Annotated in this window: 22 protein-coding genes; 8 read left to right on the plus strand and 14 right to left on the minus strand. The window is 70.3% G+C overall.

Annotation, left to right across the window (positions count from 1 at the left end; genetic code table 11):
* Positions 1 to 57: 57 nt before the first annotated feature.
* From AB663_RS08305 to AB663_RS08340, 8 genes are all read right to left on the minus strand, one after another.
* Complete coding sequence (locus tag AB663_RS08305) at positions 58 to 807, minus strand: DUF6882 domain-containing protein (RefSeq protein WP_067197849.1); 750 nt, start codon at positions 805 to 807, stop codon at positions 58 to 60.
* Between the two features lie 22 nt (positions 808 to 829).
* The gene (locus tag AB663_RS08310) at positions 830 to 2,068 is read right to left on the minus strand and encodes an MFS transporter (protein WP_067197851.1); all 1,239 of its coding nucleotides are present in this window, start codon (positions 2,066 to 2,068) and stop codon (positions 830 to 832) included.
* A gap of 108 nt (positions 2,069 to 2,176) precedes the next feature.
* On the minus strand, positions 2,177 to 2,980 hold the full coding sequence (locus AB663_RS08315) for an HpcH/HpaI aldolase family protein (RefSeq protein ID WP_067197853.1): 804 nt from the start codon (positions 2,978 to 2,980) through the stop codon (positions 2,177 to 2,179).
* Entirely contained in the window at positions 2,965 to 3,750 is a 786-nt protein-coding gene (locus AB663_RS08320; protein WP_067197855.1) for a fumarylacetoacetate hydrolase family protein, read from the minus strand. Before AB663_RS08320 ends, AB663_RS08315 begins: the two co-directional genes overlap by 16 nt.
* Positions 3,751 to 3,906: 156 nt before the next feature.
* Positions 3,907 to 5,073 carry a 3,4-dihydroxyphenylacetate 2,3-dioxygenase gene (hpaD, locus tag AB663_RS08325; protein ID WP_067197857.1) on the minus strand — a complete coding sequence of 389 codons (1,167 nt, stop codon included), beginning with the start codon at positions 5,071 to 5,073 and terminating at the stop codon, positions 3,907 to 3,909.
* A 116-nt stretch (positions 5,074 to 5,189) separates the two neighbouring features.
* Positions 5,190 to 6,689 carry a 5-carboxymethyl-2-hydroxymuconate semialdehyde dehydrogenase gene (hpaE, locus tag AB663_RS08330; RefSeq protein WP_067197860.1) on the minus strand — a complete coding sequence of 500 codons (1,500 nt, stop codon included), beginning with the start codon at positions 6,687 to 6,689 and terminating at the stop codon, positions 5,190 to 5,192.
* Positions 6,686 to 7,372: a GntR family transcriptional regulator gene (locus AB663_RS08335; RefSeq protein ID WP_067202417.1), complete on the minus strand. Its 687-nt coding sequence runs from the start codon at positions 7,370 to 7,372 to the stop codon at positions 6,686 to 6,688. Before AB663_RS08335 ends, hpaE begins: the two co-directional genes overlap by 4 nt.
* Complete coding sequence (locus tag AB663_RS08340) at positions 7,369 to 8,886, minus strand: fumarylacetoacetate hydrolase family protein (RefSeq protein ID WP_067197863.1); 1,518 nt, start codon at positions 8,884 to 8,886, stop codon at positions 7,369 to 7,371. The genes AB663_RS08335 and AB663_RS08340 overlap by 4 nt, the downstream gene beginning before the upstream one ends.
* Positions 8,887 to 8,972: 86 nt before the next feature.
* Between AB663_RS08340 and AB663_RS08345 the strand changes: the two genes are divergently transcribed.
* Complete coding sequence (locus AB663_RS08345; protein WP_067197864.1) at positions 8,973 to 10,352, plus strand: MFS transporter; 1,380 nt, start codon at positions 8,973 to 8,975, stop codon at positions 10,350 to 10,352.
* Between the two features lie 195 nt (positions 10,353 to 10,547).
* Here AB663_RS08345 and AB663_RS08350 read toward each other — a convergent pair whose 3' ends face one another.
* Complete coding sequence (locus tag AB663_RS08350) at positions 10,548 to 11,249, minus strand: IclR family transcriptional regulator (protein WP_067197867.1); 702 nt, start codon at positions 11,247 to 11,249, stop codon at positions 10,548 to 10,550.
* A gap of 132 nt (positions 11,250 to 11,381) precedes the next feature.
* Here AB663_RS08350 and AB663_RS08355 point away from each other — a divergent pair, with 132 nt between their 5' ends.
* The 6 genes from AB663_RS08355 (at position 11,382) to AB663_RS08380 (ending at position 17,519) form a co-directional block, all read left to right on the plus strand.
* Positions 11,382 to 13,232 carry an FAD-dependent monooxygenase gene (locus AB663_RS08355; protein WP_067197869.1) on the plus strand — a complete coding sequence of 617 codons (1,851 nt, stop codon included), beginning with the start codon at positions 11,382 to 11,384 and terminating at the stop codon, positions 13,230 to 13,232.
* 235 nt (positions 13,233 to 13,467) lie between these two features.
* Positions 13,468 to 14,385 (plus strand): ABC transporter ATP-binding protein, encoded by a 918-nt coding sequence (locus AB663_RS08360; RefSeq protein ID WP_067197871.1) that lies wholly within the window; start codon positions 13,468 to 13,470, stop codon positions 14,383 to 14,385.
* A gap of 3 nt (positions 14,386 to 14,388) precedes the next feature.
* Entirely contained in the window at positions 14,389 to 15,144 is a 756-nt protein-coding gene (locus AB663_RS08365; protein WP_067197873.1) for an ABC transporter permease, read from the plus strand.
* 9 nt (positions 15,145 to 15,153) lie between these two features.
* Positions 15,154 to 16,347, plus strand: coding sequence for a sensor histidine kinase (locus AB663_RS08370; RefSeq protein ID WP_083511173.1), 1,194 nt, complete (start codon positions 15,154 to 15,156; stop codon positions 16,345 to 16,347).
* Positions 16,344 to 16,952, plus strand: a complete 609-nt coding sequence (locus tag AB663_RS08375) for a response regulator transcription factor (RefSeq protein ID WP_067202420.1) — start codon at positions 16,344 to 16,346, stop codon at positions 16,950 to 16,952. The genes AB663_RS08370 and AB663_RS08375 overlap by 4 nt, the downstream gene beginning before the upstream one ends.
* A 174-nt stretch (positions 16,953 to 17,126) precedes the next feature.
* Positions 17,127 to 17,519, plus strand: coding sequence for a VOC family protein (locus tag AB663_RS08380; protein ID WP_067197876.1), 393 nt, complete (start codon positions 17,127 to 17,129; stop codon positions 17,517 to 17,519).
* Positions 17,520 to 17,626: 107 nt separating this feature from the next.
* On the opposite strand, the gene AB663_RS08385 is transcribed toward AB663_RS08380, so the two are convergent.
* From AB663_RS08385 to AB663_RS08395, 3 genes are all read right to left on the minus strand, one after another.
* On the minus strand, positions 17,627 to 18,481 hold the full coding sequence (locus tag AB663_RS08385; protein ID WP_067197878.1) for a PhzF family phenazine biosynthesis protein: 855 nt from the start codon (positions 18,479 to 18,481) through the stop codon (positions 17,627 to 17,629).
* 46 nt (positions 18,482 to 18,527) lie between these two features.
* On the minus strand, positions 18,528 to 20,291 hold the full coding sequence (locus AB663_RS08390) for a thiamine pyrophosphate-binding protein (RefSeq protein WP_067197880.1): 1,764 nt from the start codon (positions 20,289 to 20,291) through the stop codon (positions 18,528 to 18,530).
* A 124-nt stretch (positions 20,292 to 20,415) separates the two neighbouring features.
* Positions 20,416 to 21,219, minus strand: coding sequence for a class II glutamine amidotransferase (locus tag AB663_RS08395; RefSeq protein WP_067197882.1), 804 nt, complete (start codon positions 21,217 to 21,219; stop codon positions 20,416 to 20,418).
* An 89-nt stretch (positions 21,220 to 21,308) separates the two neighbouring features.
* Between AB663_RS08395 and AB663_RS08400 the strand changes: the two genes are divergently transcribed.
* A complete protein-coding gene (locus AB663_RS08400) occupies positions 21,309 to 21,836 on the plus strand; it encodes a phosphoribosyltransferase (RefSeq protein WP_067197885.1) in 528 nt (175 codons plus the stop codon).
* A 311-nt stretch (positions 21,837 to 22,147) separates the two neighbouring features.
* On the opposite strand, the gene AB663_RS08405 is transcribed toward AB663_RS08400, so the two are convergent.
* Positions 22,148 to 23,671, minus strand: a complete 1,524-nt coding sequence (locus AB663_RS08405) for an ATP-dependent DNA ligase (protein ID WP_067197887.1) — start codon at positions 23,669 to 23,671, stop codon at positions 22,148 to 22,150.
* Between the two features lie 67 nt (positions 23,672 to 23,738).
* Entirely contained in the window at positions 23,739 to 24,509 is a 771-nt protein-coding gene (locus AB663_RS08410) for an enoyl-CoA hydratase/isomerase family protein (protein ID WP_067197889.1), read from the minus strand.
* Between the last annotated feature and the right edge of the window lie 2 nt (positions 24,510 to 24,511).

The raw sequence follows: 24,511 nt of genomic DNA on the forward strand, positions 1-24,511 counted from the left end.
CGCCTGCCCGCCGCTCGTGCAGACAGGAGCGCTGAAGGCCGACGCGATCGGTCGCCCTCAGGCCTCAGGCCTGAGGCCTGAGGGCGCCTGCGCTGCGCCCATCGTGCTCTCGACGCCGGTGATGCGCGCGTGCTCGTCGAACCGGAACGTCATTGATCCGCTGGAGTCAGACACGACGGCACCCGTGAACGCGTCGTCGGTCCAGGTCAGCGGCCATTCGGCCAGCCGCGCCAGGTCCCACACCGAGGTGCGCGCGTCGGGAAGCGCGAGTCCCGACAGCACGCGCGGCAGGACGATCGCCGCTGCGGCGACCGTGAGAGAGGGCAGGGGAGCGTCGAGCAGGAACACGGCTCGCGTGCCACCGCCGATCGGCGCGGAATAGTACGGGGAACGCCCGGTGATCTCGACAGCCGCGCCTCCCACCGTGTGCGCCGCCGCGGCGATCCAGTCGCTGTCGCCCGACGCGCCCTCGGGGAAGGGAAGCTCACCGCTCGTGAGCTCGGAGACGCCGTTGGCCTCGCCGAAGGCGCGCAGCGGCGCCGCGACGCCCTGCCGGTCGCCGTGCGGGTGAGCCCACGCCCAGAGCAGTGAGCGGGGACCGGGCGCGATCGTGGCGACGAGGTGCGCGTGGGTGACGAGCTGTCGTGACGGATCGTCGTTCGCGCTGAAGGTGATCGTCCCCGCCGTCATGTCGGCGTCCCACCGGTGGTCGCCCAGGGCCTCCGTCGCCGCGGCGAGCTGGTCCTGGCGGAGGGCGGTGTAGAGGGCGGCGCGGTCGGCGAGCGGCTGGAGTGCGGCGAACGTCATGTCCCCAGTCTCGCCGTGATTGCTATGAATCCGCCACCGCTTGCGGCGCGATGGCCCCCTCTGCGCGCCCCATCCGCCAGACGCTCGGCACGAGCATGGTGCCGAGGGCGATGACGACGTAGATGACGGCGGAGGTGACGAGCAGCGTCGCGACGTCGACGTGCCCGATCAACCAGCCGAAGGCGAGCGTGCCCAGCGGCATGGCCACGAAGCTGGCGAGCATGTCATAGCTGGCCACGCGCGAGAGCTTGTCGCCGGGGATCTGCTCCATCTCGGTCACGTTCCACCCCGTGTTGAACACTTCGACGCCCGCTCCCGCGATGAATGCGGCGACCGCCACGACGACCGCGTGCGGGTGGAGACCGAGCATCGCGAGCGGGATGGCCAGCGCGCTGATGGCGAGCATGCCCCAGCGCAGCGGACGCTTGAGCGGCAGCCACATCATCAGCAGGGTCATCACGAGGATGCCTGCGCCCTCTGCGCTGAGGACCCAGCCCCATCCGGCGATCCCGAGCCGCGGATCGTTCTTTGCGATGTACGGGCCCGCGACGGCCCAGGCGCCGATGTGGATCGCGTTGAGCAGCATGAAGGCCAGACAGATGCTCCACATCCAGGTGCGCGACCAGAACTCGTTCCAACCGGTACGGAGATCGCGGAGGAAGCTCGATCCGGACGGGGCGGGCGCGGGCAGGCGGACCATCGCCAGGAGCACGATCGCGATCGCCCAGCCTGCGGCCTGGATCAGCATCACCCACGCGGGACCCGCCGTCGCCACCAGGATGCCGGCGATGATCGGGCCCCCGATCGTCGTCGCGGAGCGCACGAACGACAGCATCGCGTTCGCCTGCTGCAGGTGCGCTGGGGTGGTCAGCTGGGGGATGATCCCCTGCATGGCGGGCATCACGAACGCCGAGGAGGCGCCGTTCACGGCAGACAGCACGGCGAGCAGGGGCACGGATGCCGTCCCGCTGAACAGCAGCACGGCGGTCGTGCCGATCGAGAGGATGTCGACCACGTAGCAGGTCCGGATGACCAGGGCACGGGGGAGCCGGTCGGCCACGACGCCGCCGAACACCAGGAACACGACGTTCGCCAGGGTGAAGACCGTGAGGACGAAAGCGAGGGACTGAGGAGAGTTGTCGATCCCCAGCACCGCGAACGCGAGAGCTATCGACGACATCGAGCCGGCCGTCATCGTGATGGCGCGCGCCAGGAAGAACCACCGGAATCCTCGGTCATGCAGGGCGGCGAGAGACGGCATCCGCCTATCTTGGCAGGCAGCCGCCGCGCCGCCGGGATTCAGGTCGCATGAATCGCCCGTTTCCGGTCTCGGAGAGGGCAAAACATGCGACCCGAACGGGGAGAGGGGTCAGTAGCTGGCGCGAGCGGAGGTGTCGGATGCCGGGATGAAGCGTGCGGCGAGGCCCTCCGAGGCGCGCGCGAGGAGGGCCACGTCGGCCCCGACGGCGACGAAGTCCGCCCCGCCGTCGATGTATGCGTCGGCCGCCACCGGATCGAAGGCGTTCACCCCGACGGGCTTGCCGGCTGCCTTCGCCGCGGCGAACACGCGCTCGACGGCTGCCACGACGTCGGGGTGCGTCTGCTGTCCCAGCAAGCCCATGGAGGCGGAGAGGTCGGACGGCCCGACGAAGACCGCGTCCACACCGTCGACGGCGGCGATCGCGGCGGCGGCGTCGACACCGGATGCCGTCTCGATCTGGACCGTCAGCGAGGTGTGCTGCGCCGACTCCTGCAGGTAGCGGTCGACGCGGTTCCAGCGTGCGCTGCGGGCGAGCGCGCTGCCGACCCCTCGCACGCCCTCGGGCGGGTACCGGGTCGCGGCGACCGCGGCCCGCGCCTCGTCGGCCGACGACACCATGGGCACGATGATGTCCTGCGCGCCCAGGTCGAGGACCTGCTTGATGGCCACGGAGTCGTTCCAGGGCACCCGGACAACCGGAGCGATGGGGTAGGCCGCGACGACCTGCAACTGCACGAGCACGCTCTCCAACGTGTTCGCCGAGTGCTCCATGTCGATGAGCAGCCAGTCGAGGCCGGACCCCGCGGCGACCTCGGTGACGAGCGGACTGCCGGAGCACGCCCACATGCCGATGAGAGAGCGGTCGGCGTCGGCCAGCCGCTCGCGGAACGACGGATTCAGACGAAGCGGCATGTGATGGTTCCCATCGGTCCGTAGTCGCACAGCACCTCATCGCCGCGCGACACCCACATCGGGCGCGTGAACGATCCTGCCAGGATGATCTCCCCTGCTTCCAGGCGCGCGCCGTGCTGGTGGAACTTGCTCGCCAGCCAGGCGACACCGGTGGCGGGGTGGTTCAAGACGCCCGCGGCGACGCCGGTCTCCTCGATCTCGCCGTTCCTGAAGAGCAGCCCCGGCACCCAGCGCAGGTCGATCTCATCGGGGCGCTTGCGCACGTCGCCGAGCACCATCGCGCCGTAGGCGGCGTTGTCGCTGATGGTGTCGACGATCGTGCGGCCCTCCAGCTCGATGTGCGAGTTCAGCACCTCGAGGGCGGGCACGGCGTAGTCGATCGCCGCCAGCGCATCGTCGAGCGTGCACTCGGGGCCCTCGAGCGGATGCTTCAGCACGAAGGCCAGCTCCACCTCGATGCGCACGTTCGAGAAGTGGTCGACCGGGATCTCGGCGCCGGACCGGTACACGGTGTCGTCGAACATGACGCCGTAGTCGGGCTCGGTGATGCCGGTCGCCTGCTGCATCGCCTTGGAGGTCAGCCCGATCTTGCGGCCGATGAGCCTGCGCCCCGCGGCGATCTGCGAGTCGCGCCACACGCCCTGGATCGCGTACGAGTCCTCGACGGTCGCCTCGGGGTAGCGCGCGGTGATGCGCGGGATCACGCCGTGCGTGCGGTCGGCCTCGGCGAGCTCGGCCGCGATCTGCGCGATGGTGTCTGCTGACAGCATCCGTTCCTTCTTCCTTCCCTGCACCCGCCGATACGAGCTGCGGCTGACGCCGACGCGCGCGTCCGGGCGAAGCGATGTTCCTGGTGAGGACAATCGGGGGTAGGGGGTCCCCGCTCTTGTCCTCACCAGGAACATCGCGGAGCCTCCACACGAGGCCTAGAGCTGGTGACCCAGCTTGTACTCGCCCTGCTTCCATTCCGGCATGGACTTCTCGCCCTCGTCGGCGCGGGTGTAGCTGAACCCGTCGGCGCCGATGGTGACGGCCATCTCGGAGCTGTCGGTGCGCGCGACGACCGGCTGCGGGTTGCCGTCGAGGTCGAGCACGAGCGAGGCATCCGTGTACCACGACGGGACGACCGGGTTGCCCCACCAGTCGCGGCGCTGGTTGTCGTGGACGTCCCACGTGATGACGGGGTTGTCGGGGTCGCCGGTGTAGTAGTCCTGCGTGTACACCTCGACGCGGTGGCCGTCGGGGTCGCGCAGGTAGAGGTAGAACGCGTTGCTCACGCCGTGGCGGCCGGGGCCCCGCTCGATGGCGTCGGAGCGACGGAGAGCGCCGAGCTTGTCGCAGATCGCGAGGATGTTGTGCTTCTCGTGCGTCGCGAAGCACACGTGGTGCATGCGGGGGCCGTCGCCGCCGGTCATGGCGGTGTCGTGCACGGTGGGCTTGCGGCGCATCCACGCGGCGTAGACCGTGCCCTCTTCGTCCTGGATGTCCTCGGTGACGCGGAAACCCAGGTCCTGCATGAACTTCACGGCGCGCGGCACGTCGGGGGTGACCTGGTTGAAGTGGTCGAGGCGCACGAGCTCGCCGGGGATGTGCAGGTCGTAGCGCCACGACATCCGCTCCACGTGGGTGGTCGCGTAGAAGAACTCGTAGGGGAAGCCGAGTGGGTCGACGACGCGCACCGAGTCGCCGATGCCCTTGACGAAGCCGTCGGGGTTGCGGCGTACGTCGCAGCCGAGCTCGGTGTAGAACGCGACGGCGCGGTCGAGGTCCTCCGGCGTGCGCACGCGGTACGAGAACGCGGCGACGGCGGCGATCGGCCCCTTGCGCAGCACGAGGTTGTGGTGGATGAACTCCTCGGTCGAGCGCAGGTAGATGGCCTCGTCGTCCTCCTCCGTGACGTACAGGCCGAGGATGTCGACGTAGAACTGGCGCGAGGCGGCGAGGTCGGTGACGACGAGCTCCATGTAGGCGCAGCGCAGCACGTCGGGCGGAGTGCTCTTGGGGGTGGGCGTCGGGTTGTCGGTCTGGATCGGTGCTTCCTGCGATACGTAGTATCCCGAGGAGGTCAGCGTCATCTCGTCGCGGTGTGTCATCTCAGCGTCCTTGCCTGGTGATCGTCGCCCCGCCTCCGGTATGAGTTGTGGTCGGGAAATCGGCGATTTTCCGACCACAACTCATACCGGAGCGGGGGGTGTGAGAGGGGAGGGGGTCAGTTCTTGCCGAAGGTGGGGTTGTGCGGCGTGGAGGCGAGCGTGATGTGCACGCTCTGCTGGTCGGTGTAGAAGTCGATCGAGCGATAGCCGCCCTCGTGCCCGAGGCCCGACGCCTTCACCCCGCCGAACGGAGTGCGCAGATCGCGCACGTTGTTGCTGTTCAGCCACACCATGCCGGCCTCGACCGACTGCGCGAAGTTGTGCGCGCGCTTGAGGTCGTTGGTCCAGATGTACGCTGCGAGCCCGTACTTCGTGTCGTTCGCGAGCGACAGCGCCTCCTCCTCTGAATCGAAGGGCGTGATCGCGACGACCGGCCCGAAGATCTCCTCCTGGAAGATGCGGGCATCGGGGGCGACGTCGGCGAACACGGTCGGTGCGACGAAGTTGCCCTCGGGGAAGCCCTCGGGGCGGCCGCCGCCGGCGACGAGACGACCCTCCGTCTTGCCGATCTCGACGTACGACATGACCTTCTCGTAGTGCTCCGGGTGCACGAGGGCGCCGACCTCGGTGGCGGGGTCGTGCGGGTAGCCGACGCGCACGCGCTTCGCCTGCGCGGCATAGCGCTCGACGAAGTCGTCGTAGATCGACCGCTCGACGAGGATGCGGGACCCCGCGGTGCAGCGCTCGCCGTTGAGGGAGAAGACGCCGAAGATGGTGGCGTCGACGGCGGCCTCGATGTCGGCGTCGGCGAAGACGACCGCGGGCGACTTGCCGCCGAGCTCCATCGAGAGCCCCTTGAGGAACGGGGCGGCGTTGCCGAAGATGATCTGCCCCGTGCGGCTCTCGCCGGTGAACGAGATGAGCGGCACGTCCGGGTGCTTCACCAGGGCGTCGCCGGCGTCTTCGCCGAGGCCGTTGACGAGGTTGAAGACGCCCGTCGGGAGGCCGGCCTCTTCGAAGATGCCCGCCCACAGCGATGCCGACAGCGGCGTGAACTCGGCGGGCTTGAGCACCACCGTGTTGCCGGTGGCGAGCGCGGGGCCGAGCTTCCACGACTCGAGCATGAACGGCGTGTTCCATGGCGTGATGAGCCCGGCCACGCCGATGGGCTTGCGATTGACGTAGTTCATCTGGCGGCCGGGCACCTTGAAGGCGTCGTCGGCCTGCGCGACGATGAGGTCGGCGAAGAAACGGAAGTTCTCGGCCGCGCGGCGGGCCTGACCGAGCGCCTGCGTGATCGGCAGGCCCGAGTCGTACGACTCCAGCTCGGCGAGACGCGCGTCGCGGGACTCCACGATGTCGGCGATGCGGTGCAGCACGCGGCTGCGCTCGCGGGGGAGCATGCGCGGCCAGGGGCCCTCGTCGAAGGCACGCTTGGCGGCGGCCACGGCGAGCTCGATGTCGGCCTTCTTGCCGGCGGCGGCCGTGGTGTAGGTCTCGTTGGTCACCGGGTCGAGCACGTCGAAGGTGTCGCCGTCGACGGAGTCGACGAACGCGCCGTCGATGTAGTGCTGGATGTGGTCGGGCAGGTCGGCGGGGATGCGGGAATCGGTCATGAGCCTTCTCCAGGAGTGTGGGTGGAACGTGCATGCAGCGCGTCGAGGAACGCATCCCTCGTGCGCCAGCGGTGGTTTCGGGCGGCGAGCTCGATCTCCAGGGCGTCTGCGCCACCGCGGATGAGCTCGAGGATCTGGGTGTGCTCGTCGACCGAGTGCTGGGCGCGGCCCGGCACGTACGCGAACGTGGAGTCGCGGATGCCGGACAGTCGCGCCCACCCGCGGTGCACGAGATCGAGCAGGTGCGGATTGGGGCACGGCTCGAAGAGCACGGAGTGGAACTCCCGGTTGAGCTCGGTGAACGCGTGCGCGTCGAAGTGCTCCAGCATCCGCGCCATCTTGGCGTTGACCTCGGCAGCCTCGTCCAGCGCCGCCTCGTCGAGCAGGGGAGCGGACAGGGCGGTGGCCGCGCCCTCGACGAGCCCGAGCGTCTGCATCGCGTGCGCGTACTCGCTCTCGTCGACGAGCGTCACGCGCGCGCCGACGTTGCGCTCGAAGGTCACCAGACCTTCGGCCTCGAGCCGTCGGATCGCCTCGCGCACGGGCACGACGCTCATGTTCAGCTCCTCGGCGATCGAGCCGAGCACGAGCCGGTAACCGGGGCCGAAGGCGTGCGCCGAGATGCGGGAGCGGATCCAGGTGTACGCCTGCTCCGACTTGCTGGCGCTGGCGACGGAGGTCATGCCCGCCCCGTCTCCGCCGAGTACTTCGCGCGCCACTCGGCGTTCATCGGGAACAGTCCGTCGACGGGGTGTCCAGCCGCGACCTGCTCGGCGATCCAGGCGTCTTCGGCCTCCTGCGCGAGCGCGTCGTCGACGACCTCCTCGACGAGCGCGGGCGGGATGACGATCACGCCGTCTCCGTCGCCGATGATGATGTCGCCCGGCTGCACGGTCGCTCCGCCGCAGGAGATCGTGACGTCGACGTCCCACGGCACGTGTTTGCGTCCGAGCACGGACGGATGCGGGCCCTGCGAGAACACCGGAAGGCCGATCTCCGCGACCGCATCGAAGTCGCGCACGCCGCCGTCGGTCACGACCCCAGCGGCGCCGCGGGCCTTCGCGCGCAGGGCGAGGATGTCGCCGAGTGTGCCGGTGGTCGCGTCTCCGCGCGCCTCGATGACGATGACCTCACCCTCGCCGACGGCGTCGAAGGCGCGCTTCTGGGCGTTGTAGCCCCCGCCGTGGCCGGCGAAGAGGTCTTCGCGGAAGGGCACGAAGCGCAGCGTCTTCGCCGTGCCGACGATCTTGGAGCCGGCGATGTTCGCCGAGACGCCGTCGATGAAGCACGAGTGGTGGCCGCGCTTGCGCAGCTGGGCCGAGAGCCCGGCCGTCGGGGCCTCGAGCAGCTTGGCGCGCAGTTCGGGGGAGAGGCCGTGCGTGGTCTCCTCGGCCGGCGGGAGCCCGGCCGCCTCACGGGAACCCCACGCCTCGGTGCGCTGCAGGTCGTCGACCGCAGGGAGCGATCCGAGCTCGCCGTCGAAGGGCATCTCGCCCTGCGTGACGGTGGTCACCAGCCGGCCGGAGGTCGGGGCGCCAGGAGCGTCGGGGGCGTCGACCTCGATCTCGACGACGTCGCCCGGCACGATCACAGACGATCCGGCGGGGGTGCCGGTGAGGATGACGTCTCCCGGTTCGAGCGTGAAGTGCTGCGACAGGTCGGCGATCAGCTGTGCGAGCGGGAAGATGAGGCCGGCCGTGGTGTCGTCCTGCCGCAGTTCGCCGTTCACCCACGCCCGCACGCGCAGGGCCGCGGGGTCGACGGCGCTCGCGTCGATGAGCTCGGGGCCGAGCGGGGTGTAGCCGTCGCCGCCCTTGGACCGGACGTTGGAACCCTTGTCGTTGGCGCGGAGGTCGTACAGGCCGAGGTCGTTGGCCGCCGTCACCCAGGCGACGTGCTTCCAGGCGTCGTCGAGCGAGACTCTGCGGGCGGCTGCGCCGATGATGAGCGCGATCTCGCCCTCGAATGCGAGCAGCTCGGTGCCTGCGGGGCGCTCGACCGTGCCACCGGAGACGCCGACGGAGCTGGCGGGCTTGAAGAAGTACGACGGGTGGGCCGGGCGTCGGCCGCGCTGGTCGGCGCGGGAGGCGTAGCTCAGGTGGATCGCGATGATCTTGCCGGGGCGGGGGATTGATGCCGTCACGGATGCGCCTCCTCGCGCTCGTCGTCGATGCTTGTGCGTCGTATCCGAAATCATATATCATCGGCTCCACCCCGGCAAGCACGCCGTTCCCCCTCGGATGTGCGCCGTGACAACGCCGTCACCAGCAAAGGAGACACCCCATGAGCGGGCAGTCACAGGGCGGATTCACGCCCACCGGAACCATCGCATCCGCGGCAGACCGCCGCCGCGTGGTCTTCGCCACCATCGTCGGCACCACCGTGGAGTGGTACGACTTCTTCATCTACGCCACCGCCGTCGGCCTCGTGTTCGGCCAGCTCTTCTTCGAGCCGCTCGGGGCGAACAGTGCACTCATCGCGTTCGCCACCGTCGGGGTGAGCTTCCTGTTCCGCCCGCTGGGCGCTTTCCTCGCGGGTCACTTCGGTGACAAGCTCGGCCGCAAGACCGTGCTGATGTGGACGCTGATCCTCATGGGTGCGGCGACCGCGCTCATCGGCGTGCTGCCCACGTATCAGACGATCGGCCTCGCAGCACCGATCCTCCTCGTGCTCCTGCGCATCCTCCAGGGGATCTCCGCCGGCGGCGAGTGGGGAGGAGCGGTGCTCATGGCCGTCGAGCACGCGCCGCGCACCAAGCGCGGCATCTTCGGCGCCTCGCCGCAGATCGGGGTCCCGCTCGGACTGCTGCTGGCTTCGGGCGTGATGGCCCTGATGACCGCGCTCGCCCCCGGCGACCAGTTCGTCGCGTGGGGGTGGCGCATCCCGTTCCTCTTCAGCATCGTGCTGATCCTCGTCGGCTACTACGTGCGACGCCGCGTGGAGGAGAGCCCGGTGTTCGCCGAGCTGGCCGAACGCAAGGAGATGGCCCGGATGCCCATCGTGCAGCTGTTCCGCAAGCACCTGCTGCTCGTGATCATCGCCGCGCTGGTCTTCGCCGGCAACAACGCGGTCGGCTACATGACCACGGGCGGGTACATCCAGGGCTACGCCACGAACCCCGACGGCCCCATCGGGCTGGAGCGCGGCCCCGTGCTCTGGGCCGTGACCGGATCCGCCGTGACGTGGCTGCTGACGACGCTGATCGCCGGCTGGGTCTCCGACCGCATCGGACGCCGCACGACCTACATCGTCGGCTGGATCCTGCAGCTGATCGGTGTGTTCACGCTGTTCCCGCTGGTGAACACCGGGCAGATCTGGCTGGTCTTCGCGGGTCTCGCGATCCTCACGATCGGGCTCGGGTTCACGTACGGGCCGCAGGCTGCGCTGTACACGGAGCTGTTCCCCGCGAGCATCCGCTTCTCCGGGGTGTCGATCTCGTACGCGATCGGCGCCATCGCCGGGGGTGCGTTCGCCCCCACCATCGCGACCGCGATCGTGCAGGCGACCGGCTCGACGGAGGCCGTGACGTGGTACCTCGCCGGCATGACGGTGATCGGCCTGGTGGCGACCCTGCTGCTGCGCGATCGTTCCGGCATCCCGCTCGGCCCCGACCGCGAGGATGAGCAGACCGTGAGCCCGATCTACGGGGTCGCAAAGGCCTGAGGTGCTCGCGTCGCCCGGGTGCGTCGTGCACCCGGGTGGCGCTGTGTGCGTCGTGCATCCGGGCGGCGCGTGTGTCTGGGCGCCGGTGCGTGGACCTGCGGCGAAGTGTTCGCTTTGTCGGGAGCTGTCCCGTTCGTCGGGAGAAACCGGTGCGACACGCCGAGTCTCGGCCGGGTGCTCCCGACAGAGCGGACGTCAGCCCTCGAGCGACGCGCGGATAGCGGATGCCGAGCGCTGCAGACGCGCAGCGATCTCGCGGTCGTCGATCGCGGTGGCGACGTGCACGACCGCGATCGCGGCTGCGCGCTGCCCGCGGAGCGGCAGGGGCACGGCGACCGATTGCACCGTCGGGATGACCTCGTCGTGGCTCGTCGTGTACCCCCGCTCGCGAGAAGCGGCGACCTCGGCCCGGAGCGCCGGTGCGGCATCCGCCGGCCACTCTGCGGAGTCGAGCTGGGCGAGGATCGCCTTTCCCGGTGCGCCCACGGTGATCGGATGCCGTGCGCCGGGGCGCTGAGCGACGCTGGCGACGGCGTGCCGCGGTTCGATGCTCGCCAGGGTGATGCAGTCGTCGCCGTCGAGCACGGCGAGGAACGCCGTCATGCCGAGTTCGTTGGCGATCGCCGTCAGCTCGGGGAGGGCTTCGGACTGCAGATCGTGGGCGACTCCTGCCGCCAGCGCGGCCATGCGGGCGCCGAGGCTCACGGCCCCTGATCCGTCGCGGGCGACGAGGCGATGGTCCTCGAGCGTGCGCAGGAGCCGGTACGCGATCGATCGGTGCACGCCGAGTCGAGCCGCGATCTCGTCGATCGTGAGAGGTTCTCGGGCGTCCGCGAGCACCTCGAGAATCCGGATGCCGCGGCTGAGTGTCTGCGAGGCGGGTGCGGTGTCGGGCATGCGGGGTGCTCCCTTGCGCGCGGCGGAGGTGATGTCTACGCTGATGTTCAATAGTAGAACAGTACGTTCGAATATAGAACACGCAGTTCGGAGCCGCAAACCTCGCAACGCAGCGGAAGGAAATCGACGACGATGCAATTCCACCACCACGGCTACGTGTCGGGAGACCCCCGCGTCCTGCCCGCAGGCGTGTCTGATCGTCCAGCCGAGCTCCCGGAAGAGGTCGACGTGCTCATCGTCGGCTCGGGCCCAGCCGGCATGCTCCTCGCGGCCCAGATGTCGCAATACCCGTCCATCACGACACGCATCATCGAGAAGCGCGACGGCCGCCTCGTGCTCGGCCAGGCCGACGGCATCCAGCCGCGCAGCGTCGAGACCTTCCAGGCCTTCGGCTTCGCCGAGCGCATCATCGCCGAGGCGTACAACATCGGCTGGATGAACTTCTGGGGCCCGAATCCCGACAAGCCCGACGAGATCATCCGCACCACTAGGACGGCCGACTACGCGTACGACATCTGCGAGTTCCCGCACCTCATCGTCAACCAGGCGCGCGTGCTGGACTACTTCGCCGAGGCCGCAGCGCACGGGCCGGGGCGCATCGTGCCCGACTATGGCGTGGAGTTCCTCGGCCTCACGGTGCACGACGAGGGGGAGTACCCGGTCGAGATCTCGGTGCGCGAGCGCGGGATCGAACGCACCGTGCGCGCGAAGTACGTCGCCGGATGCGACGGCGCGCGCAGCCGGGTCCGCGACGCGATCGGGCGCACGCACGTCGGCGCCATGGCCGCGCACGCGTGGGGCGTGATGGACGTTCTCGTCAACACCGACTTCCCGGACTGGCGCATCAAGTGCGCCATCAACTCGGCGGCGGGCAACATCCTGCACATCCCGCGGGAGGGCGGATACCTCAGCCGCATGTACATCGACCTCGGCGAGGTCGCGGCCGACGACGACCACCGGGTGCGGCAGACGCCCATCGAGGAGATCATCCGCCGCGCCAACGCGATCCTGCATCCGTACTCGATCGACGTGAAGCAGGTCGCCTGGCACAGCGTGTACGAGGTCGGCCACCGCGTCACAGACGGGTTCGACGACGTGATCGACGAGTCCGGTCGCACTCCGCGCGTGTTCCTCACCGGCGACGCCTGCCACACGCACAGCGCCAAGGCGGGTCAGGGCATGAACGTCTCGATGCAGGACGGCTTCAACCTGGGATGGAAGCTCGGCTCGGTGCTGACCGGTCGGGCGCCGGAATCGCTGCTGGCGACGTACGGGGCCGAGCGCCGCCCGGTCGCGCAGCAGCTCATCGACTTCGATCGCGAGTGGTCTTCGCTCATGGCCCGCAAGCCTGAGGAGATCTCCGATCCCGACGAGCTGGCGACGTTCTACCTCGGTACTGCCGAGTTCCCCTCTGGGTTCATGACGCAGTACACGTCGTCGATGATCATCGGCACGGATGCGCACCAGGACCTCGCGGTCGGGTTCCCGCTGGGCAAGCGGTTCAAGTCGGCCGAAGTGGTGCGCGTCGGCGACGGGAACGTGATCCATCTCGGCCATCACGCGAAGGCCGACGGCCGTTGGCGCGTGTACGCGTTCGGCGACCGCGACGGCTCGGCCCTCGAGGCCTGGGCGGATGCCGCGGCGCCGGTGTTCGCGCGGTTCACGCCGGCGGATGCCGACGTCGACGCGGTGTTCGACGTGAAGGCGGTGTATCAGCAGCCGTTCGAGCAGGTCGAGGTGACGACGACCCCCGCGCTGTTCCAGCCGAAGACGGGGCCTCTCGGCCTCACGGACTGGGAGAAGGTCTATGCGGCCGGCCCGTCGAAGTGGACCGAGACCGACATCTTCGAGGCGCGCGAACTGTCGCGCGACGGCGTCGTGGTCGTCGTGCGCCCGGACCAGTACGTCGCGGCGGTATTCCCGCTCGACGGCGTGGACGAGCTGGCGGGGTTCCTGGAGGGGGCCTTCCTCCCGGCATCCTGAGGCCGGGAGGCGGCATGCGCGGCACGCGGACGTGCAGTCTCGGAGGAAGATCCATCTTCCGGCTGAGGATTCCGCACCGAAGCTCAGCCCGAGAGGCGGTTCTCCTCCCGAGCCGCAGAGGATGCGGCGGGGTAGGGATGCAGTGCTGGGTAGGTATGCCCCCATGACACGTGTCATGCCGAAGACGTGACAGCGGCATCCGGAGCCGCTGGCCGCGGTTCAGGATGCTGGATGCATGGACACATCAGCATCCGCCGTCATCGAACTGACCGACGTGCGGCGTCATTTCGGGTCGGGAGAGCGTCGCGTGCAGGCCGTCGACGGCGTGAGCCTCCGCATCGAGCGGGGAGAGGTCGTCGCCCTGCTCGGCCCCAACGGCGCAGGCAAGACCACCACGCTCGACATGCTGCTCGGGCTCGCGGAGCCGAGCTCCGGAGAGGTCGAGGTGCTGGGCGGACGCCCTGCCGTCGCCTCGAAGTCGGGCGCCATCGCCGCCGTGCTGCAGACCGGCGGGCTGCTCGGCGACCTCACCGTGGGCGAGACCGTCGAGCTCATCGCCTCACTGCATGGCAGGGCCGCGCTCGACCGTGTGCCCGTGGTGATGCTCCGCGCGGACCTCGACGGCCTCGCCCGGCGCAAGGTGTCGAAGTGCTCCGGCGGTGAGCAGCAGCGCGTCAAGTTCGCGCTCGCCATGGTGCCCGACCCCGACATCCTCGTGCTCGACGAGCCGACGGCGGGCATGGACGTCACCGCCCGCCGCCACTTCTGGGACGTGATGCGTGCCGACGCCGACGCCGGCCGCACCATCGTGTTCGCCACCCACTATCTCGAGGAGGCGGAGCAGTTCGCCCGCCGCACCGTCGTGATGCACCGGGGCACCGTCGTTGCCGACGCCCCGACCGCGCAGCTGCGCGCCGGTCTCGGGTCGCGCACGGTCTCGGCGACGGTCGCCGCGGCCGACTCGTCCGCCCTCGTCGATACCCTGTCGGCGCTTCCCGGCGTCGACGGCATCCGCATCGACGCCGATCGGCTGAGCCTGCGCGCCGCCGACTCCGACGCCGCTGCCCTCGCTCTGCTCCAGGCGGGTGCCCGCGATCTGGAGATCGCCGCGCCCACCCTTGAAACCGCATTCACCGCTCTCACGGAGGCCTGACCGATGCTTCTCTCATCCACCATGCTGCGCATCGAAGCCGTCCGCCAGCTGCGCAACCCCTACACGCTCGCGTTCACCCTGGCGATGCCGGTGGCGATGTACCTCCTGTTCGGCGCGAGCATGAGCTACGGCAAGCTCTCCGCGGGCCACGGCAACGTCGCGTTCTACGTGATGACCTCGATGGCCGCCTACGGCACGGCCGTGGCGATGAGCTCGCTCACCTCCCTCGCCGCCACAGAGGCGAAGCAGGGCTGGGGCCGCCAGCTCGCCATGTCGCCGCTGTCGACCACCGGGTACGCGCTCACCAAGCTGCTCACCGCCGTCTCCTATGCCGCGCTGTCGGTGCTGGCCGTGTTCTTCGCCGGCCTCGTCACAGGCGCGGAGGCCGCCGAGGCCTGGCGCTGGTTCGCGACCGCGGGGATCGTGCTCGGACTCGGACTGATCTACGGCCTGTGGGGCCTCGGCGTCGGACTGTTCTTCAACGGCGACTCCGCCACCGCGCTCGCCTCGATCTCGATGACCTTCTTCGCGTTCTTCGGCAACGTCTTCATGCCGCTCGACGGCGTGATGCTCGACATTGCCCGGTTCACGCCCCTGTACGGCTTCGTGGCGCTGTGCCGGTGGCCGCTCACCGAGGGTCGCCTCACCACGGGGCAGACGGATCAGCTCTGGATGCTGGTGCTCAACGTCGCCGTCTGGGTGGTGCTGTTCGCGCTGCTGGTCATGGCCGGTGCCAAGCGCTCCCGGGCTCGTCAGTAAGTTGGACGCATGAGGGATCATCGCGGCGATGCCGCCGACTTCGCCGCCGCGGGAGCACCCCCGGCGGCGTGGGCGGCGGCCGGTGCGCGCCCGGAGGCGACGACCGGTGCGGCCGGGGCACGCCCGGAGGTGGCGAAGGATCCCTGGGCGCGGTTCGGCTGGCTCATGGCGGTGATCTGGCTGGTGTTCCTGCTCTACCCGCTGTTCGCGCTGATCGGCTCGGAGGCGCCGACGGCGTGGGTGGTCGTGGGCTGGGTCGCCCTGGTCGCGTTCGTCGTGCTGTACGTCAACGGCTTCATGTTCGGCATGCGGGGAGGCGGGGGACTGGGGCGTCCGGTCGCCCCGCGGCAGTGGGTGACGTTCGCGCTGCTCATCGTGTGTGCGCTGGTGTCCGTGCCCGCCGAGGGCGGATCGGCGCTGAGCTTCCTGCCGTTCATCATGTCGTTCGCCTCGTACGGGCTGACGCGGCTGTGGCACTGGATCACGCTCGGGGCCTCCGTCGCGGTGACCGCGGCGTGCGTGTTCTTCATCCCCGGCGGACTCGACTACATCTCCGTGCTGGCGATCGTGGCGCTGCTCGGCGTGGTGAACACGGTGTCGACCTGGCTGATCGTGCGCTCGAGCGAGGCCGATCGTCTGGGCCTGGAGCTCGCGACGAGCGAGGGCCGCGAGGCGGTGGCCCGCGACGTGCACGATCTGATCGGCCACTCCTTGACGGTCGTCGGGCTGAAGGCGCAGCTCGTGCGGCGCCTCATCGACACCGACCCCGAGCGGGCAAAGGCGGAGCTCGCCGACATCGAGCAGCTCACGGCCGAGGCGATCGCCGGCGTTCGTTCGACCGTGGCCGGGGCCAGGGCGACGAGCCTCGTCGAGCAGCTGGCGTCGTGCCGCGAGGCGCTGCAGGCGGGAGACGTGGAGCTGGTCGTCGAAGGCGCGCCGGGCGCGCTGTCGGCGGCGCAGGCGCTCACCGCGGCGTGGGTGCTGCGCGAGGCGACGACGAACACGCTGCGGCACGCCGGCGCCTCGCGCGTCGAGGTCATCATCGCTCCGGGGCGGTTCGTGGTGTCGGACGACGGGGTCGGCGGGGACAGGCCGGAGGGCAACGGCATCCGTGGCATGCGCGAGCGGGCATCGGCCGCGGGGGCGACGTTCTCGATCGGCCGCGGAGAGGGTGGCGGCACCCGCGTGGAGGTGACGTGGTGAGCATCCGTCTCGTGATCGTCGACGATCAGGCGCTCGTGCGGGGTGCGATGGGCGCGCTGCTCGACCTCGAAGACGACCTGGCTGTTGTGGGGATGGCCGCCGACGGCGCCGAGGCGCTGCGGTTGGTCGCGGAGCTCGCGCCTGACGTGTGCCTCATGGACGTGCAGATGCCCGGCATGGACGGCATCGAGACCACGCGGATGCTGCGCGCGGCGAATCCTGGAACCCGGGTGCTGGTCGTGACGACCTTCGCCCGCCCCGGCTATCTGCGGACCGCGCTCGACGCGGGCGCGAGCGGGTTCATCGTCAAGGACACCCCGGCGGAGAAGCTGGCGGATGCCGTTCGGCGGGTGCATTCCGGGATGCGGGTGCTCGATCCGGCGCTGGCGGAGGAGAGCCTGTTCAACGGAGCGAACCCGCTCAGTGATCGCGAGCGGCAGGTGCTGCGGCTGGCCGCGGACGGGCGCTCGGCCGCGGCGATCGCGGCCGAGGTCTTCCTCTCCGCAGGCACGGTGCGCAACCATCTGTCCGCGGCCATCGGCAAGACCGGCGCCGCCAACCGCGCCCAGGCGGTGCGCATCGCCCAGGACAAGGGATGGATCTGAGGCTCGTGCGTGCCGGGGGAGCGAGCGCAGGAAGTCCGCCCGAGATCAGGAGATCCGCGCGGATTCTTGCTGTTCTCGCGCGGTTCTCCTGATCTCGGACGCCGGGGGCGCGGATGTCGGTGGCCCGGCGTAGGTTCGTCTCGTGCGGGAGGCTCCCGCGGAAGAAGGTGTGACATGACCTGGAAGATCGAGCTCATCTTCGTGCCGGTGACCGATGTCGACCGCGCGAAGGAGTTCTACACCAAGATCGGGTTCAACCCCGATCACGACCAGACTCCGTACGAGGGGCTGCGGTTCGTGCAGATGACCCCGCCGGGTTCGGCGTGCTCGATCGCGTTCGGCACCGGGCTCGACATCCCGCTCGAACCGGGCCAGCAGAAGACCATCCAGGTGGTGGTGCCCGATGCCGACGAGGCGAAGGCACAGCTCGAGGCGGTCGGCGTCGCGACGCGCGGTGTCGAAGACCTCGGCTGGGGCAGGTTCGTGTGGTTCGACGACCCCGACGGCAACACGTGGACGCTGCAGGAGCTCCCCGACTACGCCGCAGCGAAGCAGCAGGAGGGCTGAGCGAAGCAGCAGGAGGGCTGAGCGGAGTCGTCTGGCGCGTCAGCGGGCGGCGAGGGCCAGCCGTTCCTCGGGGGCGCCCGCAGGAAGGGCGCCCGCCTGCGGGGTCGTCAGCCGATGCGTGTCGCGCCGCCCGACACCGTGATGCCGCCGGACGGCGGGATCGTCACGGCGAGCAGGCTCGGACGTCCGACGTGAACTCCCTGACGGATCTGGATCGTGCGTCCGACGAAGCCGTGCTGGCGAAGGTACGCGCCCGTGGATGCGGCGGCTGAGCCGGTCGCCGGGTCCTCGGTGATGCGCCCCACGGGGAACAGGTTCCGCGCCTCGAACTCGAAGGGGCTCAGCGCGTTGAGCACGGTCACGGTGCCCAGCCACGCCTGTTCGCGCATGAGCGCGGCCACCCGGTCGGGTGCGAAGCGGAACTGGTGGAACAGGTCGCGATCGGCCAGCACGATGATCGGATGCCAGTTCCCGGCGAACGACTCCGCCGCGGGGAAGCGCGGATCGAGATCTTCCCAGGTCAGACCGAGCAGGTCGAGCAGCCGATCACGCACATCCGGTCGCAGCTCGCGGACCGCGGGTTCGACGCTCGTGAACGACACGGCGACGGCACCGGCGGCATCAGTCGTCGACTGCAGCTCGATCTGTCCGGCCTCCGTGTCGAACAGCACGGACCCGGGGCCGTCGCGTTCGGCCAGCGCTACGGCCGTCGCAACCGTCGCATGGCCGCAGAAAGGCACCTCCGCGGCAGGGGACCAATAGCGCAGCCGGTATCGCGGGACGGCGCCGGTGCGGTCCTCGCCGACCACGAACGCCGTCTCGGAGTAGCCGACCTCCGCCGCGATCCGTTGCATGGTGGCCGCGTCGAGCGATTGTGCGTCGAGCACGACTCCTGCCGGATTCCCGCCTTCGGGCGTCGCGGCGAAGGCGCTGAAGCGGAGGATCTCGGGAGCATCCGTCATGTTCAGGAGCCTATCGACGCGCGGGCGCCGCCGGGCCGACCGGGCCTCAGGAGTTCACGCGGATGATCTCCTGTTGGTACGGCGCGATGACGTCGCCTGAGATGCGCAGGTCGAGCACGAGGAACCTCCTGGTCGCCGGGTCTTCGGCCGTCCAGGCGCGAAGTCGGTCGAGGTCGCTCAGAGTGCGGACGACGATGCCTTCGGCGCCGACCGCCTCACCGAAGGCCGCGAAATCGACCTCCGGGATGCGCATCGGACCCTGCGCGAGGCCCTTGAGCCCGTAGAGGTTCACTTCGGCGCCGTAGGCCGCGTCGTTCCAGATCACCGCGATCCCACGGCCGCCGGCGGCGCGCACCGCCGACTCGAGGTCCGCGATCGCCATGAGGCCTCCGCCGTCTCCCGACGTCAGCACGATGGTGGAGTCGCGGCGGGCGAGCGCCGCGCCGACCACGCTCGGCCAGCCCTGCCCGATGGACTGGAACGCGGTGCCGACCATCATCATGCGGTCGGGCGCCGCCACCGGCCAGTACATGTTCGCCCAGCCGATGAAGTGGCCGCCGTCGGACACGACGATGCGGTCATGAGGGAGGAACTCGGCGATGCGGCGGGCAGCCGACCGCGGATCCAGACGCCCGTCCGGTGCGAGCTCATCGCCCTCGGGGTACGCCCGCGCCGCCGCCACGTCGACCGTCTCGCGCCATGGGGTGTGCGAAACGTCGGATGCCGCGGCCGGCGCGCCGTCTGCCGGGCCGCCCTCCGCGGCGTGTCGCCCGGAATCTCCGACGTTTCGTTCGGGCCCGGGCCCGAACGCGGGCGCATCGCCGGATGCCGCGCGGCGAACCCGCGCGACCAGCTCCTCAGCGGCGAGCCGGGCATCGGCCCGCACGAAACCGCCCACGTGGGGGTGGGACGCGGCTGGAGCCGTGTCGATCTGGAACACGCGCGTTCCCGGTGCGAAGAGCTCGCCGAAGCGCATCGTGAACTGGTTGAGCGACGCGCCGAACACCACCGCCACGTCGGCGGTGCGGATCAGCTCCATGGCCCCGTCGGCCCCGAAGCCGCCGGTGACGCCGAGGTCGTACCGCGAATCGGGGAAGATTCCGCGGCCGAGCGCCGACGACGCGGTCAGCGCGCCGGTCGCGGCGGCCAGCTCGCCGAGAGCCGCGCCGGCATCCGCCAGCCACGCACCCCGCCCCGCGAGCAGGAACGGGCGCCGTGCGCCGCGCAGCGCGAGGGCGATCTCGTCGAGCATCCCGTCGGCGAACTCGCCGCGCGGCGCGAGAGGGGCGGGTACCCGCGGTTGCGGCGCGGGCGGCACCTCTCCGGCATCGAGCGCGGCCACGTCGTAGGGGATCGCGAGCACCACGGGCACGCGGTAGGTCAGCGCATGCTCGATCGCGATGACCGTCGTCGCGGCAGCATCCGCCCGCCCCACGGTGTACGTCCGCGCGCCGACCGCCGAGGCGAGCGCGATCTGGTCCACATCCCACGGACGCGGGCCCGAGGTGGGCTCGTCACCGACGACGAGCACGAGCGGCACGTGAGCCTGCACGGCCTCGGCCAATGCCGTGATCGTGTTGGTGAAGCCGGCTCCGTACGTGGATGTGCCCGCGGCGATCCGGCCGGAGGCGCGGTAGTGAGCATCCGCCGCGACCACGGCGCCCTGTTCGTGACGCACGGCTGTGAAGACGACGTCGGTCTGCGTCTCCAGCGCGTCGAGGAAGTAGGCGTTGCCGTTTCCCATCACGCCGAAGACCGCATCGATGTGCTGGGCGAGGGTGAGGGCGACGTGCGCGGAGACAGTGGGCATGCGAGAGCCTTTCGAGACAGGGACGGAGAGGTGCAGATTCCGTATGTGTCTCGCCCCCGCCTCGATGCGAGGGGCTTCGTGCCTCTTTTTCAGGCACCGGCCGCGTGCGCCGGACCACTCGATTCTAGCGACGCTCCGGATGCAGCGCGACGGTGGAGGTCGTGAGGTCGGCGAGGTCGATGCTCGTCACCGACTCAGGAGGCAGTGCGTCCCAGTTGTATTCCGCGACGCCCGTCGAGCCGACGAGGAGCGTCCCGTCGTGGAGCCGCTTCCACCGCAACGCGAAGTAGTCCTCGTTGTGCTCCTCGGGCAGATGCGGGTGCAGCGCGAGCTCATCGAGGTCGGAATCCGAGAGCACGCTCCGAGCGCTGGCACGGACGACGACCATGTGGGTCGCGTCGAGGGCGATGGCGTTGAGGCTCGCGAGGGGGAACGCATCTCGCAGCCGGCGCGCGGCGTGGGCGACGGCATCGCGGAGGCCGATTCCCTTCGCGAGCCGCTCCCGGACGAGCCCGAAGTACATCTCGCTGTCGGTGTCGCCGCCCAGCGTCGCGAGGGTATCCGGCGCAAGCAGCTCACGGACGCGCGCCACCGGCGTGAGCGAGCCGTTGTGCTCGAACGCGACGCCGTCGGCGAAGAACGGGTGGGCGTTGCGTTCTGCGACGGGGAGTCCCGACGTCGCCCAGCGCAGGTGCACCATGGCGGCGTGCGCCGGCGTCGTGATCGCCTCGTCGAAGGTGGGGTCGGATGCTGCGGAGAGCGCGGACTTGCGCGCCATCGGCTGCTGTCCCGCGTCGGGCGTGCCGGCCCAGCCCCATCCGTCTCCGTGCAGGCGGGCGAGGGACAGCATCCGCTCCAGACCGGGGTCGCCGAGCAGTGCGCGTACGGACGATCGGTCGGGGGAGACGAAGGCGAACAGCCGGCACATGAAGACCTCGTGGAGAGAGCGGGTGTCCTTCGTTTGTACTGCATGCCGGGACTCGGTGCGGCTCGCTTGCGGGGCGGGTCGAGCAGCGCATGCGCGACAATGTATCGGTGACTGATGCATCGAACGAGCGGGAGACGCTCACCTGGGACGGCTTCGGAATCGCGACGAGAGACCTCGCGCGTCGCATCCTCGCCAGCGGCTTCGAACCGGAGGTGGTCGTCGCCATCGCGCGCGGAGGACTTCTTCCTGCGGGCGCCATCGCCTACGGCCTCGGCGTGAAGAACTGCGGTGCGATCAACGTCGAGTTCTACACCGGCATCGGTACGGTGCTCGATGCCCCGGAGGTGCTGCCTCCCGAGCTCGACATGAACTACCTCGACGGACGGCGCGTGCTGCTCGTCGACGACGTCGCGGATTCCGGTCGGACCCTCGCGCTCGCCGTGCAGCTGCTCAAGGACAAGGGTGCCGACGTGCGATCGGTCACGATCTACACGAAGCCTTCGACGATCGTCCAGCCCGACTACGCGTGGAAGGACACCGATCTCTGGATCAACTTCCCGTGGTCGTTCCAGGGAACCGTGCGCGAAGAGGACCTCGGCCTGCCACCGACCGCGTAGCCGCGTCCGCCGCGCACGCCGCGCGGTGTGCCCGACGCGCCCGCCGCGCGGTGTGCCGTGCGCCGTGTGCGGTGTACGAAACGTCGGAGTTTCGGGGCGACACGCCGCGTGCGGATGCCGTGCGGCGGCGTGTTGCGCGGAAACTCCGACTTTTCGCGCGGGCGCGAGGCGCGGGGCAGCCGCGAGGGCCGCACGCCGCGCACGCGTTCCGCCGCGCGGGCGCGGGGCGTGGGACCGCCGCGCGGGCGCGAGCCGCGGGACCGCCGCGAGGGCCGCGGGCCGGGAGCGGCCGCCGGCCGGACGCCTCGCCCTCAGCCGCGGAGCAGCGCGCGGAGGGCCTGGATCGTATCGGCTTCGGCTGCGGTCTTGTCGGGGCGGTACTGCTTGACGCGCGCGAACCGCAGGGCGATGCCGCCCGGATACCGCGGTGACCGCTGCACTCCGTCGATGGCGATCTCGACGACCAGCTCGGGCCGCATGCTCATGGCGTAGGGCGTTCGCGACTCCTCGTACTGGGGAAAGGTGTCGGTCTGCCAGCGGAGCAGCTCATCGGTGAGGCCCTTGAACGTCTTGCCGACCATCACGAAGCCGCCCGGTTCGCCGAACCCGCCGTCGGCATCGCGCGCCCCGAGGTGCAGGTTCGACAGCCATCCGCGGCGGCGTCCCGAGCCCCACTCCGCGCCCAGCACGACGAGGTCGTACGTGAGCACGGGCTTCACCTTCACCCAGGACTTGCCGCGCCGCCCCGCCGTGTAGGTCGAGTCGACCGCCTTGACCACGACACCTTCGTGGCCGGCCGCCAGAGCATCGCGCGACACCTGCTCGGCGACCTCGGCGTCGTCGGTCACGGTCCCCGGCATGCGCCAGTCGCCGGCCACTCTTTCGAGCTCGGCCAACCGCACGGAGAGCGGCTCGTCGATGAGGTCTCGACCGTCGACGTGCAGGAGGTCGAAGAACCACGGACGCAGTGCGACGGTGCGCGCCACGTCGGCGCCGAAGCGCGACATCGTCTCCTGGAACGGTCGCGGAGCGCCGTCGTCGTCGAGCGACAGCGTCTCGCCGTCGAGGATCAGCTCGTCGGCGGGCAGGCCTCGCACGACCTCGACGATCTCGGGGACCCGATGCGTGACGTCGGCGAGGCTGCGCGTGTAGACGCTCACGTCGTCGCCGCGGCGGTGCACCTGGATGCGCGCGCCGTCGAGCTTGTACTCGACCGAGGCGCGACCGGTCAGCTCCAGCGCGGCCGTGGGCGTCGCCGCGGTGGAGGCGAGCATCGGGAGCACGGGGCGGCCGACCATCAGACCCACCTGCTCGAGGGCTTCGGGGTTGCCCGTGAGCGCGAGGAGCGCGGTCTCCCCGAGGTCTCCCGACAGCATCGCCGCCCGCCGCACCACACCGACCGGGCGACCCGCAGCCTTCGCGATCGCGTCGAGCAGCACTCCGCCGAGGGCTCCGGTGCGCAGTTCGCCGAGCATCGCGCGGGCGAGGAGATCCCACTCCTCTGCGGTGGCGCGCGAGGCGAGCCCACCGAGGGTCGCCGTGCGCGCAGCGGCGGAACCGGAGCCGGATGCCGCGGCGAGAGCGTCGAGCTCATGGTCGACGTCGGCGATGCTCAGCGTCGGCTCGGTCGCGTGCGTGATGTCGAGCGAGGTGAGGCCGCGCCAGCCGACTCCCAGGCGTCCCTGCCGGGGTTTGGCGAGCAGCAGGCCAGCGAGGGGAAGGATCTCCGACGCATCCGCGCGGCGCAGCAGGGCGGCGAGGGTCTCGATCTTCGCGAGACGCGACGATGTCGCTGCGACCTCCTCGGCGGCCTCGACCAGCTCTGACAGCTTCATCCCGGCATTGTCGCATCGGCCGCCGACATCCGGTGCCCCTCTTGACGGCGGCGGTGCTGCGCTGCGGTCAGCGCCCCCGGAACTCGGGTCTCCGCTTCTCCTGGAACGCCGCGAAGCCCTCCCGGTAGTCGTCGGTGTCGCACAGCGCCGCCTGCGTGCGGTTCTCGAGGGCCACCGAGTCCCATAGGGTCATCCGCTCGTCACGCATCCGCGCGATCAGCCGCTTGCTCGCCAGGAAGGCGGCCGTCGCGCCGTGCGCGGCTCGTGCCGCGGCATCCGTCGTCTCGCGCTCCACGTCGTCGTCGGGGAACACGCGCGAGAACAGCCCGGACTGCACCGCCTCCGTCCCGGTCATCAGCCGCCCGGTGTAGATGAGATCGAGCGCCTTGTGCGCGCCGAGGCGGTCGAGGAACAACGCATGGCCGCCGGAGTCCAGCGTCGCGCCGAGCGCGGCGAACGGTGATCCGATCTTCGCGGACTCGGCGACGTACACGACGTCCGTCGCGATGAGCAGACCGAGGCCCACGCCAAGGCACGCCCCGTGCGCGGCGGCGAAGGTCGGGGCGGGGAACCGCGACATCCGCTGCAGCAGCGGCGTGACCAGTCCGTCGAGGTATCCGATCACGTCGTCCTCGCGCGGGTCGACCCCGGAGATGTCGCGGCCGGCGCAGAACGCCCTCCCCTCGCCGCGCAGCACGAGGGCGCGGACGCCGGCGGCCTCGGCCTCGGCGTACGCCGCCCCGAGCTCGGCGATGGCCTGCTCGTCGAGCGCGTTCAGCTTCGCCGGAGCGTTCAGGACGACGGTGGCGACGCCGTCGGACAGGGTCAGCTCGATCATCG

Origin of the sequence: Microbacterium sp. XT11 (assembly GCF_001513675.1) — a bacterium.
Taxonomy (GTDB): Bacteria; Actinomycetota; Actinomycetes; order Actinomycetales; family Microbacteriaceae; genus Microbacterium.

Excerpts from the sequence above, each read along its gene's own strand:
- AB663_RS08315 (WP_067197853.1), bottom strand. The coding sequence starts at position 2,980 with ATGCCGCTTCGTCTGAATCCGTCGTTCCGCGAGCGGCTGGCCGACGCC.
- AB663_RS08380 (WP_067197876.1), top strand. The coding sequence starts at position 17,127 with ATGACCTGGAAGATCGAGCTCATCTTCGTGCCGGTGACCGATGTCGAC.
- AB663_RS08345 (WP_067197864.1), top strand. The coding sequence starts at position 8,973 with ATGAGCGGGCAGTCACAGGGCGGATTCACGCCCACCGGAACCATCGCA.
- AB663_RS08405 (WP_067197887.1), bottom strand. The coding sequence starts at position 23,671 with ATGAAGCTGTCAGAGCTGGTCGAGGCCGCCGAGGAGGTCGCAGCGACA.
- hpaE (WP_067197860.1), bottom strand. The coding sequence starts at position 6,689 with ATGACCGATTCCCGCATCCCCGCCGACCTGCCCGACCACATCCAGCAC.
- AB663_RS08360 (WP_067197871.1), top strand. The coding sequence starts at position 13,468 with ATGGACACATCAGCATCCGCCGTCATCGAACTGACCGACGTGCGGCGT.
- AB663_RS08355 (WP_067197869.1), top strand. The coding sequence starts at position 11,382 with ATGCAATTCCACCACCACGGCTACGTGTCGGGAGACCCCCGCGTCCTG.
- AB663_RS08320 (WP_067197855.1), bottom strand. The coding sequence starts at position 3,750 with ATGCTGTCAGCAGACACCATCGCGCAGATCGCGGCCGAGCTCGCCGAG.
- AB663_RS08395 (WP_067197882.1), bottom strand. The coding sequence starts at position 21,219 with ATGTGCCGGCTGTTCGCCTTCGTCTCCCCCGACCGATCGTCCGTACGC.
- AB663_RS08400 (WP_067197885.1), top strand. The coding sequence starts at position 21,309 with ATGCGCGACAATGTATCGGTGACTGATGCATCGAACGAGCGGGAGACG.
- AB663_RS08385 (WP_067197878.1), bottom strand. The coding sequence starts at position 18,481 with ATGACGGATGCTCCCGAGATCCTCCGCTTCAGCGCCTTCGCCGCGACG.
- AB663_RS08390 (WP_067197880.1), bottom strand. The coding sequence starts at position 20,291 with ATGCCCACTGTCTCCGCGCACGTCGCCCTCACCCTCGCCCAGCACATC.
- AB663_RS08335 (WP_067202417.1), bottom strand. The coding sequence starts at position 7,372 with ATGACCTCCGTCGCCAGCGCCAGCAAGTCGGAGCAGGCGTACACCTGG.
- AB663_RS08350 (WP_067197867.1), bottom strand. The coding sequence starts at position 11,249 with ATGCCCGACACCGCACCCGCCTCGCAGACACTCAGCCGCGGCATCCGG.
- hpaD (WP_067197857.1), bottom strand. The coding sequence starts at position 5,073 with ATGACACACCGCGACGAGATGACGCTGACCTCCTCGGGATACTACGTA.
- AB663_RS08370 (WP_083511173.1), top strand. The coding sequence starts at position 15,154 with ATGAGGGATCATCGCGGCGATGCCGCCGACTTCGCCGCCGCGGGAGCA.
- AB663_RS08310 (WP_067197851.1), bottom strand. The coding sequence starts at position 2,068 with ATGCCGTCTCTCGCCGCCCTGCATGACCGAGGATTCCGGTGGTTCTTC.
- AB663_RS08340 (WP_067197863.1), bottom strand. The coding sequence starts at position 8,886 with ATGATTTCGGATACGACGCACAAGCATCGACGACGAGCGCGAGGAGGC.
- AB663_RS08305 (WP_067197849.1), bottom strand. The coding sequence starts at position 807 with ATGACGTTCGCCGCACTCCAGCCGCTCGCCGACCGCGCCGCCCTCTAC.
- AB663_RS08410 (WP_067197889.1), bottom strand. The coding sequence starts at position 24,509 with ATGATCGAGCTGACCCTGTCCGACGGCGTCGCCACCGTCGTCCTGAAC.
- AB663_RS08365 (WP_067197873.1), top strand. The coding sequence starts at position 14,389 with ATGCTTCTCTCATCCACCATGCTGCGCATCGAAGCCGTCCGCCAGCTG.